Origin of the sequence: Mycolicibacterium cosmeticum, assembly GCF_000613185.1 — a bacterium.
Taxonomy (GTDB): Bacteria; Actinomycetota; Actinomycetes; order Mycobacteriales; family Mycobacteriaceae; genus Mycobacterium; species Mycobacterium cosmeticum.
Genome location: NZ_CCBB010000002.1, coordinates 521,307 through 535,815, shown reverse-complemented (window position 1 = coordinate 535,815; position 14,509 = coordinate 521,307). Strand labels below are relative to the sequence as shown.

14 protein-coding genes are annotated in these 14,509 nt (G+C 69.8%); 5 read left to right on the top strand and 9 right to left on the bottom strand.

Annotation, left to right across the window (positions count from 1 at the left end):
• Genes BN977_RS17815 through cobN form a run of 5 tightly spaced genes read right to left on the bottom strand, consistent with a single transcriptional unit; the run spans position 1 to position 5,836 of the window.
• Positions 1-489, bottom strand: coding sequence for an FxsA family protein (locus BN977_RS17815; protein WP_036399930.1), 489 nt, complete (start codon positions 487-489; stop codon positions 1-3).
• Positions 490-530: 41 nt separating this feature from the next.
• A complete protein-coding gene (locus tag BN977_RS17810; RefSeq protein ID WP_036399927.1) occupies positions 531-935 on the bottom strand; it encodes a PPOX class F420-dependent oxidoreductase in 405 nt (134 codons plus the stop codon).
• Positions 936-969: 34 nt separating this feature from the next.
• Positions 970-1,851: a formyltetrahydrofolate deformylase gene (purU, locus tag BN977_RS17805; RefSeq protein ID WP_084172593.1), complete on the bottom strand. Its 882-nt coding sequence runs from the start codon at positions 1,849-1,851 to the stop codon at positions 970-972.
• Positions 1,838-2,221, bottom strand: coding sequence for a PPOX class F420-dependent oxidoreductase (locus BN977_RS17800; RefSeq protein ID WP_036399924.1), 384 nt, complete (start codon positions 2,219-2,221; stop codon positions 1,838-1,840). Before BN977_RS17800 ends, purU begins: the two co-directional genes overlap by 14 nt.
• A 9-nt stretch (positions 2,222-2,230) precedes the next feature.
• Positions 2,231-5,836: a cobaltochelatase subunit CobN gene (gene cobN / locus BN977_RS17795; protein ID WP_036399922.1), complete on the bottom strand. Its 3,606-nt coding sequence runs from the start codon at positions 5,834-5,836 to the stop codon at positions 2,231-2,233.
• A gap of 403 nt (positions 5,837-6,239) precedes the next feature.
• Between cobN and BN977_RS17790 the strand changes: the two genes are divergently transcribed.
• Positions 6,240-7,169 (top strand): TauD/TfdA dioxygenase family protein, encoded by a 930-nt coding sequence (locus BN977_RS17790; RefSeq protein ID WP_036399921.1) that lies wholly within the window; start codon positions 6,240-6,242, stop codon positions 7,167-7,169.
• A 4-nt stretch (positions 7,170-7,173) separates the two neighbouring features.
• On the opposite strand, the gene BN977_RS17785 is transcribed toward BN977_RS17790, so the two are convergent.
• Entirely contained in the window at positions 7,174-7,356 is a 183-nt protein-coding gene (locus BN977_RS17785; protein ID WP_036399919.1) for a hypothetical protein, read from the bottom strand.
• Positions 7,357-7,488: 132 nt separating this feature from the next.
• Between BN977_RS17785 and cobG the strand changes: the two genes are divergently transcribed.
• From cobG to BN977_RS17765, 4 genes are read left to right on the top strand one after another with little or no spacing between them, the layout of a single operon-like run.
• Positions 7,489-8,592: a precorrin-3B synthase gene (cobG, locus tag BN977_RS17780; protein ID WP_036399917.1), complete on the top strand. Its 1,104-nt coding sequence runs from the start codon at positions 7,489-7,491 to the stop codon at positions 8,590-8,592.
• A 9-nt stretch (positions 8,593-8,601) separates the two neighbouring features.
• Complete coding sequence (locus tag BN977_RS17775; RefSeq protein WP_024454860.1) at positions 8,602-9,228, top strand: precorrin-8X methylmutase; 627 nt, start codon at positions 8,602-8,604, stop codon at positions 9,226-9,228.
• A complete protein-coding gene (locus BN977_RS17770; RefSeq protein ID WP_036399914.1) occupies positions 9,225-10,718 on the top strand; it encodes a precorrin-2 C(20)-methyltransferase in 1,494 nt (497 codons plus the stop codon). Before BN977_RS17775 ends, BN977_RS17770 begins: the two co-directional genes overlap by 4 nt.
• A gap of 51 nt (positions 10,719-10,769) precedes the next feature.
• Complete coding sequence (locus BN977_RS17765) at positions 10,770-11,810, top strand: phosphotransferase family protein (protein ID WP_036399911.1); 1,041 nt, start codon at positions 10,770-10,772, stop codon at positions 11,808-11,810.
• Here BN977_RS17765 and BN977_RS17760 read toward each other — a convergent pair.
• From BN977_RS17760 to BN977_RS17750, 3 genes are read right to left on the bottom strand one after another with little or no spacing between them, the layout of a single operon-like run.
• Positions 11,807-12,535 carry a cobalt-precorrin-6A reductase gene (locus tag BN977_RS17760; protein WP_036399908.1) on the bottom strand — a complete coding sequence of 243 codons (729 nt, stop codon included), beginning with the start codon at positions 12,533-12,535 and terminating at the stop codon, positions 11,807-11,809. The genes BN977_RS17765 and BN977_RS17760 overlap by 4 nt on opposite strands.
• Positions 12,535-13,290, bottom strand: a complete 756-nt coding sequence (cobM, locus tag BN977_RS17755; protein ID WP_036399906.1) for a precorrin-4 C(11)-methyltransferase — start codon at positions 13,288-13,290, stop codon at positions 12,535-12,537. Before cobM ends, BN977_RS17760 begins: the two co-directional genes overlap by 1 nt.
• Positions 13,287-14,453: a bifunctional cobalt-precorrin-7 (C(5))-methyltransferase/cobalt-precorrin-6B (C(15))-methyltransferase gene (locus BN977_RS17750; RefSeq protein WP_036399903.1), complete on the bottom strand. Its 1,167-nt coding sequence runs from the start codon at positions 14,451-14,453 to the stop codon at positions 13,287-13,289. The genes cobM and BN977_RS17750 overlap by 4 nt, the downstream gene beginning before the upstream one ends.
• Between the last annotated feature and the right edge of the window lie 56 nt (positions 14,454-14,509).

Sequence of the window (14,509 nt, the reverse complement as noted above, 5' to 3'; positions counted from 1 at the left end):
TCAGTCCTGCCGGGGCGGCAGCGGCGCCGGGGTGACCACCTCGTCCACCACGTCGATGACCTCGCCGTCGACGTAGTCACCGCGACCGCGGGTGGTGGTCGTGGTGCTGCTGAACACCATGACGGGGACGGCACGGTTCAGCTGCCGGTTGACCAAGCGGGTGGCCAGCGGCCGGGCCGCCACCCGGGTCGGCGGGAGCAGCAGGAGCGCACCGACGACGGAGCTGGCCAGACCCGGGATGACGACCAGCACCGTACCCAGCGCGACGAGCAGGCTGTCGGTGGCCAGCGACGGATCACCGCTGCGGCTGTTCACGGCGCCCCGCAGGCGTGCCAGCTGACGGGTCAACTGGGCCCCGGCCAGCGCCAGCCCGATGCCGAACGCGGCCAGCAGTGCCAGCACCGTCCAGCCGAACCCGATGGTCGAGATCAGGCCCACGACGACCGCCAGTTCGACGAGGACGTAGACGAGGAACAGTCGCGATGCCATACCGGGTCAACGAGTGGGGCGGCGATCGGGTTCCTGGGTCTCTAGGGGGCTTCGGGGGCGGAGTCGAGGGACCGGACCTCGATGGCGGCATGCACCTTGTCGATGCCACCGCGCAGCATCGCCTGCGGGATCCACCACCAGGCGTGCCACCAGTACCGTCTGGTCACCATGTCGAAGACCCGCCGGGTCTCGGACTTGGGTAGGTTGCGGGCAATCGCCTCCACGGGTTCGCCTTGGACCTTTCCCAGCGCACCACATTTCTGGATGGTCACCCGCGGGGTGTTGTTGATCCGCTTGGTTTTCCAGGAACCGTCGTCGGTGGCGATGAGCAGTTTGCCCTCGTGCGGCACGCCCCAGACGGGAGTGGGTTTGGGCCGGCCGTCCTTCGTGAACGTGGTCAGCAGCAGGTACTTCTCGCGGTAGACGTCGTCGAATGTCGGGGCCATGGATCTGTCCACCTCCGTGCGGGATCGGTATGGGTCAGAAGATGACGGTCTCGTTGTCGTGGCGCAGGATGCGGTCCTGGCAGTGCCACAGCACCGCGCGGGACAGCACGGCCCGTTCGACGTCGGCGCCGAGGCGCACCAGGTCTTCGACGGTGTGCGTGTGGTCCACCCGCACCACGTCCTGCTCGATGATGGGACCCTCGTCCAGATCGGCGGTGACGTAATGGGCGGTCGCCCCGATCAGTTTGACGCCGCGTTCCCTGGCGCGCCGGTAGGTGTTCGCCCCGATGAACGCCGGCAGGAACGAGTGGTGGATGTTGATCAGCGGGCAGCCGATCGCGTCCAGGAACTCCGGGGTGACGATCTGCATGTAGCGCGCCAGCACCACCAGGTCGACATTGCCGGTGAGCAGTTCCAGTTGCCGTTGTTCGGCCTCGGCCCGGGTGTCGCGGGTGGCCGGGATGTAGACGAACGGCACGTTGAAGGAGCGCACCTGTTCGGCCAGTTCGGGGTGGTTGGCGATCACCATTACCACCGTCATGTCCAGTTCGCCGCGGCGGTTGCGCCACAACAGGTCGAGCAGGCAATGGTCGGCGGTCGAGGCCATGATGGCCACCCGCTTGGGTTTGGCCGCCTCGGTGAACCGGTAGTCGATGTCGAACTCGGCTGCCAGCGCGGCGAATTCGCGCTCCAGCTCCAGTGCCGCCGCGGTCAGCCCGGGCAGGTGAAAGACGGTGCGCTGCAGGAACGTTCCGCCCTCGGGCTCGGTGGAATGCTGGTCCAGCGAGATGATGTTCGCGCCGGCGCGGGTCAGGAACGTCGAGACCGCCGCGACGATGCCGGACCGGTCCGGACAGGTCAGCAGCAGTCGGCCGATATCGGTCTGCCGGGCCGTGGCGGGTCTAGACGGCTGCACGGAGCTCCAGACCGACGTTGTTCTTCATCCCGCCGCGCAGCTTGGAGAACAGGTTGAAGGTCTTGCCCAGCAGGCCGTAGCGCGCGCCGATGGCGTCGTACACGCGGCCCACCTCGGACTGGGCCAGGATGGCGGCGGTGGCCTCCACGGCTTCGCTCTTGGGATTGCCGCGCCGGTCGCAGACCGCGACGGTGACCCGCGGGGTGTTGCGGATCCGCTTGACCTTCCAGGACTTTGCCTGGGTGATGACCAGCAGCCGGTCCCCGTCCGGGGCCGCCCAGATGGCGGTCGGCTTGGGCCTGCCGTCCTTCGTGAACGTGGTCAGCAGGATGTACTCGGCCTTGGCGACATCGGCGAACGTGAGAGCCATGGTGTGAATCTAGCCTTCCAGATCGCCTTCGGTCTCCAGCAGCACCTGTCGCAACCCGTCCAGGGTGTCGGGCTCCGGCTGGGACCACATCCCCCGGCCGGCCGCCTCGAGCAACCGTTCGGCCATCCCGTGCAGCGCCCACGGATTGGACTCCGTCATGAACTTGCGGTTCTCCGGGTCCAGGACGTAGGAGGCCGAGAGTTGTTCGTACATCCAGTCGGACATGACATGCGCGGTGGCGTCGTAACCGAACAGGTAGTCGACGGTGGCAGCCATCTCGAAGGCGCCCTTGTAGCCGTGCCGGCGCATGGCGTTGATCCAGCGGGGGTTGACCACGCGGGCCCGGAACACCCGGGTGGTCTCCTCGCTCAGGGTGCGGGTGCGCACCGCGTCGGGGCGGGTGTTGTCGCCGATGTAGGCGGCCGGGTCCGCACCCGTGAGCGCGCGCACGGTGGCGATCATGCCGCCGTGGTACTGGAAGTAGTCGTCGGAGTCGGCGATGTCGTGCTCGCGGGTGTCGGTGTTCTTGGCCGCCACCGCGATCCGGCGATACGCCTTGTTCATGTCGTCGGCCGCCGGGGCACCGTCCAGGTCGCGACCGTAGGCGAATCCGCCCCAGGCGGTGTACACCTGGGCCAGGTCGTTGTCGTCACGCCAGTTGCGGCTGTCGATCAGCTGCAGCAGGCCGGCCCCGTAGGTACCCGGTTTCGAGCCGAAGATCCTTGTGGTGGACCGTCGTTCGTCGCGGTGTTCGGCGAGGTCGGCCTGGCTGTGCGCCCGCACGTAGTTGTCCTCGGGCGCCTCGTCCAGGCCGGCGACCAGCCGGACCGCGTCGTCGAGCATGGTGACCACATGGGGGAAGGCGTCCCGGAAGAAGCCGGAGATGCGCACGGTCACGTCGATGCGTGGCCGGCCCAGTTCGGCCAGCGAGATCGGTTCCAGGCTCACCACCCGGCGCGACGCGTCATCCCACACCGGCCGGACCCCGAGCAGGGCAAGCACTTCGGCGATATCGTCACCGGAGGTCCGCATCGCGGAGGTGCCCCACACCGACAGCCCGACCGACGCCGGCCAGCGGCCGTAGTCGGTGCGGTACCGCTCCAGCAGCGAATCGGCCATCGCCACACCGGTTTCCCAGGCCAGCCGGGACGGCACGGCCTTGGGATCCACCGAGTAGAAGTTGCGCCCGGTGGGCAGCACGTTGACCAAGCCGCGCAACGGCGAGCCCGACGGGCCGGCCGGGATGTAGTGCCCGTCCAGCGCCCGCAGCACCGCGTCGATCTCGCCGGCGGTGCCGCGCAGCCGGGGCACCACCTGGTCGGCGGCGAACCGCAGGATGTCGGCGACGACCGGGTCGTCGGTCAGCCCGTCGACGGCGGCGCTGTCCCAGCCGCCGGCCTGCAGGGCGGCGACCAGTTCACGGGCGGTGGCCTCGACCGCGTCCACGCGGGCCAGCGCCTCGCTGCCGTCCTCGGCCAGCCCCAGCGCCTGGCGCAGGCCCGGCACGGTCTGCTCGCCGCCGAACAGCTGGCGGGCCCGCAGGACGGCCAGCACCAGGTCGAGTTCGGCCTCGCCGGTGGGTGCCTGGCCCAGGATGTGCAGGCCGTCGCGGATCTGCACATCCTTGATCTCGCACAGCCAGCCGTCGACGTGCAGCAGCATGTCGTCGAAGGAATCCTCGTCCGGGCGGTCCTCCAGGCCCAGATCGTGATCCATCTTCGCCGCGCGCATCAGCGTCCAGATCTGCTGGCGGATGGCCGGCAGTTTCGCCGGGTCCAGTGCGGACACGGTGGAGTGTTCGTCCAGCAGCTGTTCCAGCCGGGCGATATCGCCGTAGGTCTCGGCGCGCGCCATCGGCGGGATGAGGTGGTCGACCAGGGTGGCGTGCGCGCGCCGTTTGGCCTGCGTGCCCTCCCCCGGATCGTTGACCAGGAACGGGTAGATCAGCGGAAGGTCGCCCAGGGCGGCATCGGGACCGCAACCGGCGGACAGGCCGAGCGTCTTGCCGGGCAACCACTCCAGGTTGCCGTGCTTGCCCAGGTGCACCACGGCGTCGGCACCGAACTGCGTGTCGATCCAGCGGTAGGCCGCCAGGTAGTGGTGGCTGGGCGGCAGGTCCGGGTCGTGGTAGATGGCCACCGGGTTTTCGCCGAACCCGCGGGGCGGTTGCACGAGCAGCACGGTGTTACCCGATTGCATGGCGGCGATGACGATCTCGCCCTCGGGATCGCGGCTGCGGTCGACGAAGAGTTCACCCGGCGGCGGGCCCCAGTGCCGCACGATCGCGTCGGCGAAGTCGTGGGGCAGCGTCGCGAACCAGTTCGCATAGTCGGCGGCGGAGACCCGAATCGGGTTGGCCTCCAGCGCCTCCGGGGTCAACCAGTCGGGGTCCTGTCCCCCGCGTTCGATGAGTGCGTGCACCAGCGCGTCGCCATCGCGGGCATCCACCCCGGGGATGTCGCCGATGTCGTAGCCCTTCTCGCGCATGGCGCGCAGCAGGGCCACGGCGCTGGCCGGGGTGTCCAGCCCGACGGCATTGCCGATGCGGGCGTGTTTGGTGGGGTACGCCGAGAACACCAGCGCCACCCGCTTGTCGGCGGGCGCGATATGACGCAGCCGGGCATGCCGGACCGCCAGGCCGGCGACGCGCGCACAGCGTTCCGGATCGGCGGCGTAGGTGATCAGGCCCTCGTCGTCGATCTCCTTGAAGGAGAACGGGACGGTGATGATGCGGCCGTCGAATTCCGGCACCGCCACCTGGGTCGCGACATCCAGCGGGGCCAGGCCGTCGTCGTTGTCCGACCAGCGCGACCGGGAACTGGTCAGGCACAGCCCCTGCAGGATCGGGATGTCAAGGGCGGCAAGGTGAGCGACGTTCCAGCTGTCGTCGGATCCGCCCGCTGCCGCCGCCGCGGGCGTGGCCCCGCCGGCGGCCAGCACCGTGGTGACGAGGGCGTCGGCGGTGCCGAGCAGCTGCAGCAGTTCGGGTTCGGCCGTGCGCAGGGAGGCGCAGTAGACCGGCAGCGCCGTGCCACCCGCGGCGTCGATGGCGTCGCACAGCGCCTCGACGTATCCCGTGTTGCCGGCCAGGTGCTGCGCTCGGTAGTACAGCACCGCCACGGTCGGCGAGCGCTCGCTTGAAGAGCATGTTGCTGCACCGGAGGCCTTCTGTGGCCGTTCGAGCACGCCCCAGGTCGGGATGGTGACCGGTGGTTCGAAGCCGAACCCCGTCATCAGCAGGGTGTCGGACAGGAAGGCGTGCAGCCCGCGCAGGTTCGCCGTGCCGCCCTGGGCCAGATAGATGTGCGCCTGCACCGCGACCCCGGCGGGCACGGTGGAGTGCCGCATCAGTTCGGCGTCGGGGGTCTGTTCACCCGACAGCACGATGGTCGGCACACCGCTGTCGACGACGGCGTCGATGCCGCGCTGCCAGCTGCGGTAGCCACCGAGGATGCGCACGACCGCGATGTCGATCCCGTCGAGCAGGCCGGCCAGCTCCCGTTCGAGCTCGTCGTCGACCAACCGCGACGGGTTGGCCCACCGATAGTCCGCCCCTGACGCGCGGGCGGTGATCAGATCGGTGTCGGATGTCGACAGCAGCAGTACGGACGGCACCGTCTATTCGTACCGCACGCACCGCGTGCTCAGGTGAGCACCGTCAGCGCCTGCCGACGTGCGGAGCCGCGGAGGTACGAAGCGATCAACGCTCCGAGCGGCTCCAACGGCCGTACCACGAATCCCGGTACGGCGTAACGAGGGCGCCGAACACCAGGGCGACCCCGATTCCGATGGCAATGAGTGACGCCATTGTTCACTCCTTTCGTTTCGCTGAATGTACTTCTCGCGACGGTGCGAATCGGCTGTCTGTGCGCGAGGAGACAAGGCGGCGACAGGAGTGATCCAATTCACACCCGGGCCTTTGGGTCGCCCTTGACCTGGAGTTGCGTGAACCGCGGCGTTTCGGATCGCGCGAAGCCAAATCATTTACCCGGCGTCCCCGGACTGGCGCAATAAAAGGATGAGTCCTCGCAATTCGATCACCGTCACGAAATTGGGCGCCAATATCGGTGCCCGCGTGGACGGCGTCCGGCTGTCCGCAGATCTGGACGCCGGCACCGTCGCGGCCATCAACGACGCCCTGCTGACCCACAAGGTGATCTTCTTCCGCGACCAGGCCCACCTGGACGACGCCGGCCAGCTCGCCTTCGCGGGCCTGCTCGGCACGCCCACCGGTGCGCATCCGACCGTCACCTCCCGCGGTGCGCACATCCTGCCGATCGACTCGCGTTACGACAAAGCCAACAGCTGGCATACCGACGTCACCTTCGTCGACCGGATCCCCAAGGCGTCGCTGCTGCGCGCGGTCACCCTGCCCGAGTACGGCGGCACCACCGTCTGGGCGAACACGCAGGCGGCCTACGAGCAGTTGCCCACCCCGTTGCGGGCGCTGGTGGACAATCTGTGGGCGGTGCACACCAACCAGTACGACTACGCCTCCGACGTCGCGGCCGATCTGGAGCAGTTGTCCGACAACACCCGCGAATACCGCGCGGAATTCGTGTCCGAGTACTTCGAGACCGAACACCCGGTGGTCCGGGTACACCCGGAGACCGGTGCCCGGGTGTTGCTGCTCGGGCACTTCGTCAAGCGTTTCCTCGGGCTCGGCACCGCCGAGTCGGCAACCTTGTTCGCGTTGCTGCAGGCGCGAGTCACCAAGCTGGAGAACACCGTTCGGTGGGCCTGGGCGCCGGGCGACCTGGCCATCTGGGACAACCGGGCCACGCAGCACTACGCCGTCGCCGATTACGACGATCAATTCCGGTACCTGAGCAGAGTGACGCTGGCCGGGGATGTCCCGGTGGACTTGCACGGACAATCGAGTCGGGTGATAGCCGGGGATGCGTCGCGGTACTCCGCGGTGGTGACACCGGTACCGCTGGCCGGCTGAGTGGCTACAGCCGGTTCATCTCCCGGGACAGCAGTGCGTCTTCGAGGAACTCGTACCGTTTGCACTCGTGGTGTTCATGCCGTTCAAAAGCCGCATGAAGCTTTGCTGTGGCCGCATGCGCCGCATCGCTGAACACGTGCGTGCCGGGATGAGGTAGGTGGATGGTCAAGCTGGTCATGTCGATCACTTCCCGTCAATATTTGCCCAAACCGCGGGCATGCTCCGAATTTAGGGGCGCGGCAGCGGCCTCGATTGCGTAGCCGGGTACCTGTTTTGCCGCCCCGTGCCCGTACCCCTACGCAGGCCGTACGGTGGGTGCATGATCCGGCTCCGTGACGACGACGCGTGCCCCGGTGCGCTGCAGGTGCACCGGGCCGCCGACGGTGCGCTGATCCGCATCCGGCTGCCCGGCGGCGCGATCACCGCGGCACAGCTCACCGCACTGGCACAGGCCGCCGATCAGTTCGCCTCGCCGGCAATGGAACTCACTTCCCGGGGCAATCTGCAGATCCGTGCCATCACCGATACCGACGCGGTGGCCGAGGCCGTCGCCGCGGCCGGGTTGCTGCCGTCGCCCACCCATGAGCGGGTCCGCAACATCGTCGCCTCCCCGCTGTCCGGCCGCAGTGCGGGCCGCGCCGACATCCGGGCTCTGGTGCCCGAACTGGATGCGGCGCTGTGTGATTCGCCCGCATTGGCCGCATTGCCGGGCCGCTTCCTGTTCGCCCTCGACGACGGCCGCGGCGACGTGGCCGGACTGGGGCCCGACGTCGGCGTGCACGCCGTCGATGCCGACACCTTCGCGGTGATCCTGGCCGGCCGGGACAGCGGGGTGCGCATCGCACCCGCTGCGACGGTGGCGACGCTGCTCTCGGTAGCCCACCGGTTCGTCGAGATCAGGGGCACCGCGTGGCGGGTGAGCGAACTGCCCGACCCCACCGTGCTGCTCGACGGTGCCGCGCCGGGACCCCTCTACCCGGCCCTCTCCTGCCCGCCGGTTGGCTGGATCACCCAGGGCGACGGGAAAGTCAGCCTGGGCGCGGCGGTGCCGCTCGGCGTGCTGCGCGCCAGGGTGGCCGAATACCTGGCCGCCATCGAGGCACCGGTGCTCATCACGCCGTGGCGATCGGTGCTGATCTGCGATCTCGACGAGGGCGTGGCCGACACCGCGCTGCGGGTGCTGGCCCCGCTGGGTCTGGTGTTCGACGAGAACTCGCCGTGGCTGCGGGTCAGCGCCTGCACCGGACGGCCGGGGTGTGACAAATCTCTCTCCGACGTCCGGGCGGATGCCGCGGCGGCACTCCACGACGGGGCGTCCGGCGTCCATCGGCATTTCGTTGGCTGCCCACGGGCCTGCGGCAGCCCGGCGGGCGCCGAGGTGCTGGTGGCCACCGGAAACGGCTACCAGGGACGTCACCCGTAGGGTGATCTGGTGCTCGACTACGTCCGCGACGCCGCGGAGATCTACCGGCAATCGTTCGCGACGATCCGCGCCGAGGCCGACCTGACCCGGTTCCCCTCGGAGATCGCGCGTGTCGTCGTCCGCCTGATCCACACGTGCGGCCAGGTCGATCTCGGTGAGCATGTCGCGTTCAGCCCCGATGTGGTGACCCGCGCCCACGCCGCGCTGGCCGCCGGTGCGCCCATCCTGTGTGACTCCTCGATGGTGGCCGCCGGCATCACCCGGTCCCGGCTGCCCGCCGACAACGAGGTGGTGTCGCTGGTCGCCGACCCGCGCGCGCCGGAACTGGCGGCCACCTTGGGCAGCACCCGCTCGGCCGCCGCGGTGGACCTGTGGGCCGACCGCCTCGACGGCGCCGTGCTGGCCATCGGCAACGCGCCGACGGCGCTGTTCCGACTGCTCGAGCTGATCGACGAGGGCGCCCCGGTGCCTGCCGCGGTGCTCGGCGGGCCGGTCGGCTTCGTCGGCTCGGCGCAGTCCAAGGACGAGCTGATCGCCCGCCCGCGCGGGATGTCGTATCTGGTGGTGACGGGCCGCCGGGGCGGTAGTGCCATGGCGGCCGCGGCGGTGAATGCGATTGCGAGTGAACAGGAATGAGTACCGGTAAAGGCACCCTGTACGGCGTGGGTCTGGGCCCCGGTGACCCGGAGTTGGTCACCGTCAAGGCGGCGCGGCTGATCGCGGCCGCCGATGTGGTGGCCTATCACAGCGCCAGGCACGGACGCAGCATCGCGCGCCGCATCGCGGAGCCGTATCTGCGCGACGGCCAGCTCGAGGAGCACCTGGTCTACCCGGTGACCACCGAGACCACCGCACATCCGGGTGGTTACACCGGGGCGATGGAGGACTTCTACACCGAGGCCGCCGACCGCATCGCCGCCCACCTGGACGCCGGGCGCGACGTCGCCCTGCTGGCCGAGGGCGATCCGCTGTTCTACAGCTCCTATATGCACATGCACACCCGGCTCACCGAGCGGTTCGACGCCGTGATCGTGCCCGGCGTGACCTCGGTGAGTGCGGCGTCGGCGGCCACCGGCACCCCGCTGGTGCAGGGCGACGAGGTGCTGACCATCCTGCCGGGAACGTTGCCCGCCGCCGAACTGACGCGGCGGCTGGCCGACACCGACGCTGCCGTGATCATGAAGCTTGGCAAGTCGTATCCTGAAGTGCGGCAAGCGCTTTCGGCCACCAAGCAGCTCGACCGGGCCTTCTATGTGGAGCGGGCGAGCACCGATCAGCAGCGGGTGCTCGGCGCCGGGGAGGTCGACGACGCCTCGGTGCCGTACTTCTCGATCGTCATGCTGCCCGGCGAGGCCGCGCGGCCCCGCGATGGTCGTTCCCCCGTCGCTTCGCTCGCCCGAAAAGGCAGCGTCGCGGTGGTCGGGCTCGGACCCGGCGACCTGGACTGGATCACCCCGCAGACGCGCCGCGAACTGGCCCAGGCCACCGATCTCATCGGGTACTTCCCATACCTGGATCGGGTCGGGGTGCGCACCGGGCAGACCCGCCATCCCAGCGACAACACCGACGAACCGGCCAGGGCCCGGTTGGCCTGCGAGTTGGCACAGCAGGGCAAGGCAGTGGTGGTGGTGTCCTCCGGTGACCCCGGTGTCTTCGCCATGGCCACCGCGGTGTTGGAGGAAGCCAAGGCCTGGCCGGACGTACCCGTGCGGGTGATCCCGGCGATGACGGCCGCGCAGGCGGTCGCCAGCCGGGTCGGCGCGCCGCTGGGGCACGACTACGCCGTGATCTCGCTGTCGGATCGGCTCAAGCCGTGGGAGATCATCGCCAAGCGGATCAGCGCGGCCGCGGCTGCCGATATGGCGATCGCCGTGTACAACCCGGCGTCCAAGACGCGCACCTGGCAAGTCGGGGCGATGAAGGAGCTGCTGCTCGAGCACCGCGATCCGGCGACACCCGTGGTGATCGGCCGGGACGTCGCGGGCCCGCAGGAGAACGTGCGGGTGGTGACGCTCGGGAAACTCGATCCCGCCGAGATCGACATGCGCTGCATGTTGATCATCGGCTCATCGCAGACGCAGTGGCACGGTGACCGGGTGTTCACGCCCCGCTACTACCCCGGCTGACGCTCGCCGATGATCGTTGACACGCGTCAGTAGCCGGTCTAGGGTCCGCGCATGATCCCGCGGACGCCCGGTGACGTGACGGCGGACTGGCTGACCGGTGTTCTGGGTGCCGAGGTCCGGGCGGTGCGGGTGACGCCGATCGGGACCGGCCAAACCGGTGCGACCTACCGATTGACGGTCGAGTACACCGTCGAGACCGGGTTGCCCGCCAGCTTCGCGGTCAAGCTGCCGTCCCAGGACGACACCGTGCGCGACCGCGTGGCGATCGGCTATCGGTCCGAACACGCCTTCTACAACGACATCGCCGACCTGGTCTCGGTGCCGGTGCCGCAGAGCTATTACTGCGAGATCGAGGACGACGGCGCCGAATTCGTGCTCCTGCTGGCCGATCTGGCGCCCGCACAGCAGGGTGACCAGATCGCGGGGTGCTCGGCAGGGGACGCGCTGCTGGCGGTGCGTGCACTCGCCGGTCTGCACGCACCCAGTTGGTGCGACCCGAAGTGGACGGACTACCCCGGACTGGCGATGCCACGGCCGGACAGCGCGATGGCCTCCGGGATGGGCGAGGTCGCCACGATGGCCAGCGGGATCACCCTGGAGAAGCTGGGCCCGCGGATGAGCGCCGCCGACCGGGAGACGCTGCAAGCCGCGCTGGGCGTGGTGACGCCGTGGCTGCTGGCCGAACCCGACCGGTTCGCGCTGTTGCACGGCGACTACCGGTTGGACAACATGCTGTTCGATCCCGATCACACCGCGGTCACCATCGTGGACTGGCAGACGCTGGGGTCCGGTCTGCCCGCCAGGGACCTGGCCTACTTCACCGCCACCAGTCTGGATCCCGGCGTGCGTGCCCGAGCCGAGGCGCAGCTGGTGGATGCCTACCACGCCGAGCTGCTGACCCTCGGTGTCGCGGGCTACGACCGCGAAACGTGTTGGCGCGATTACCGTCTGGGCATGCTGCAGGCCCCGCTGATCATCGCCTTCGGCACCGCGTTCGCCGCCGCGACCGACCGCGGCGACGATATGATGCTCGCGATGGCGCAGCGCTCCTGTGCGGCCATCCGCGAACTCGACACCCTGGCGTTGATCTAGGTCGACAGCCCCGCCAGCCACGCCACCGCGTCCTCGACGGTGGCCACGGTGTGCACCCCGGCCGGCAGGGCGGGCCGGTCCACCATCACGATCGCGACGTCCGCGGCGTCGGCGGCCCGGATCTTGGCCTCGGTCATGGCGCCGCCGCTGTTCTTGGTGACCAGCGCGTCGATCCGGTGCTCGCGCAGCAGTGCGAGTTCGCCGTCGTAGTCGTACGGTCCGCGGGACAGCAGCAGCCGATGATCGGGCGGCAGCGTCGCCGGCTCCGGTGCGGTGACCGCACGGATCAGGAACCACGCGTTCACGCCGGCGAACGCCGCGGTGCCGGACCGCCCCGTCGTCAGGAACACCCTCGAAAAGCCGTGCCGGGTCACGGTTTCGGCGGCCTCGGTATCCGAACCCACCACGATGGCTCCCCCGGTCGGCCACGCCGGCCGGGCCAGGACCAGGTGCGGCACACCGGTCTCGGCGCACGCCCGGGCGCCGTGCGCGGTGATGGTGGCGGCAAACGGATGGGTGGCGTCGACCACGGCGTCGACGCGGTTCTCGCGCAGCCAGCGCACCAGCCCCTCGGTGCCGCCGAACCCGCCGATCCGCACCTCGCCCACCGGCAGCGCCGGGTCCGGGACCCGACCGGCCAGCGAACTGATCACCTGCACGCGCGGGTGCAGCGCGGCGGCCAACGCCCGGGCCTCGCCGGTGCCGCCCAGGACGAGCACCCGCACTAGTGCCGGCTCCCGCGTCGTCGGCCCGCCGAATACAGGTAGCTGTCGGTGAATCCCTCCGCGGCCAGCACCTCGCCGACGAAGATCACCGCCGTCTTGGTGATCCCCGCTTCGCGCAGCTGTCCGGCGATCTCCCCGAGCGTGCTGCGCAGCACCTGCTGGGTCGGCCAGCTGGCGTACGCCACCACCGCGCACGGGGTGTCGGCGGTGTAGCCACCCGCGGTGAGGTCGGCGACGATGGTCTCGATCTGCGCTGCCGCCAGGTGCAGCACCAGCGTGGCCCCCGGTGCCGAGAGCGTGCGCAGATCCTCACCCGGCGGCATGGCCGTCGACAGCGTCGCCACCCGGGTCAGGGTGACGGTCTGCGAGACGCCGGGGACCGTGAGCTCACGCCCGAGCGCCGCCGCCGCGGCGGCGAAAGCCGGTACGCCGGGCACGATCTCGTACTCGACACCCTGGGCGTCCAGATGACGGCACTGCTCGGCGAGCGCACTGTAGATCGACGGATCACCGGAATGCAGCCGCGCGACATCCAGTCCCGCGCGGTCGGCGGCCACCAATTCGTCGATGATCTGAGCCAGCGTTAGCGGGCCGGTATCGACGATCCTGGTGCCCGGCGCGCAGTATTCGAGCAGATCGGCGGGCATGATCGAGCCGGCGTAGAGACACACCGGGCAGTTCTGCAGCAGGCGTTGCCCGCGCACGGTGATCAAGTCGGCCGCTCCGGGGCCGGCTCCGATGAAGTAGACCGTCACGGCTTGCTCACCGACCACTGGGTGACCGGGTAGGCCGGGCGGAAGCCGGTGAACCCGCCGACGGGCTCCCCTCGGTAGTGCTGGAACCGGTGCAACTGTCCACCTAACGTCGAATACCACTGGATGACAACGGCTTCTGATTCCGCGGTGACCACGTTGGCCACCAGGCGACCGCCCGGCGCCAGGTGCTCGAAGCATCCGTCGAGCAGGTCCGGCGTGGTGATGCCGCCACCGACGAACACCGCCGACGGGGCCGGTGCGCCGTCGAATTCGTCCGGCGCCGCGCCTCGGACGTCGATGCCGACGCCGAAGGCGCGGGCATTGGAGGCGACGCGGTCGCGGCGCTGCGGATCCCGTTCGAACGCCACCGCCCGCAGCCCGGGCCCGCTGCGGCACCACTCGACGGCAATGCTGCCCGACCCGGAACCGACGTCCCACAACAGTTCACCCGGCCGCGGGCCGAGCGCGGCCAGCGTCACCGCTCGGATGCCCTGCTTGGTGATCTGCCCGTCGTGGGCCAGTTGGCTGTCGGGCAACGTGTGGAACCGCCGGTCGTCGGGCAGGTAGCGCACCGCGATCACGTTGAGGTCGTCGACGGTGTCGTGGAACCGCTCGGCCAGCGCGTGCCGCACCTGCTCCCCTGGTCCGCCGAGCTGCTCCAGCACCGTGAATTCCGATGCACCGCGGCCCGTTTCGGTGAGCAGACGGGCCAGCGCCGCGGGCGTGCCACCGTCGCGGCTGAGCACCACCGCCTGCCCGCCCCGGCGCACCGCGGTGACAGGGTCGGCCGTGACCAGGCTGATCACCTCGGTGTCCTGCACCGACCAGCCGAGCCGGGCGCAGGCCAGGGTCACCGACGACACATGCGGCAGCACCCGGACCGCCCCGGCGCCGAAGATCCGGACCAGGGTCGCGCCCACCCCGTGCAGCATGGGGTCACCGGAGGCCACCACGTGCGCGGTGTCGAGACCGTCGAACAGGGTGGGCAAAGCGGGCAGCATGGGCGACGGCCACTCCCGGCGTTGTGCGGCGACGCTGCCGTCGAGCAGTTCCAGTTGCCGCGGTGCACCGTAAACGACGGTGGCCCTGCGCAGTTCGGCGGCTGACGCCGGGGACAGGCCGGCCATCCCGTCGGCGCCGATGCCGACGACGACAATGTTCATCGGTGTCCTCGGCTCTTCGCGCAAGCGCTCATCGGTGTCCTCGGCTCTTCGCGCAA

What these genes read in the sequence shown, in the direction of transcription:
- BN977_RS17815 (WP_036399930.1), bottom strand. Translation starts at nt 489, where the DNA reads ATGGCATCGCGACTGTTCCTCGTCTACGTCCTCGTCGAACTGGCGGTC.
- BN977_RS17810 (WP_036399927.1), bottom strand. Translation starts at nt 935, where the DNA reads ATGGCCCCGACATTCGACGACGTCTACCGCGAGAAGTACCTGCTGCTG.
- BN977_RS17800 (WP_036399924.1), bottom strand. Translation starts at nt 2,221, where the DNA reads ATGGCTCTCACGTTCGCCGATGTCGCCAAGGCCGAGTACATCCTGCTG.
- BN977_RS17790 (WP_036399921.1), top strand. Translation starts at nt 6,240, where the DNA reads ATGAGTCCTCGCAATTCGATCACCGTCACGAAATTGGGCGCCAATATC.
- cobG (WP_036399917.1), top strand. Translation starts at nt 7,489, where the DNA reads ATGATCCGGCTCCGTGACGACGACGCGTGCCCCGGTGCGCTGCAGGTG.
- BN977_RS17770 (WP_036399914.1), top strand. Translation starts at nt 9,225, where the DNA reads ATGAGTACCGGTAAAGGCACCCTGTACGGCGTGGGTCTGGGCCCCGGT.
- BN977_RS17765 (WP_036399911.1), top strand. Translation starts at nt 10,770, where the DNA reads ATGATCCCGCGGACGCCCGGTGACGTGACGGCGGACTGGCTGACCGGT.
- BN977_RS17750 (WP_036399903.1), bottom strand. Translation starts at nt 14,453, where the DNA reads ATGAACATTGTCGTCGTCGGCATCGGCGCCGACGGGATGGCCGGCCTG.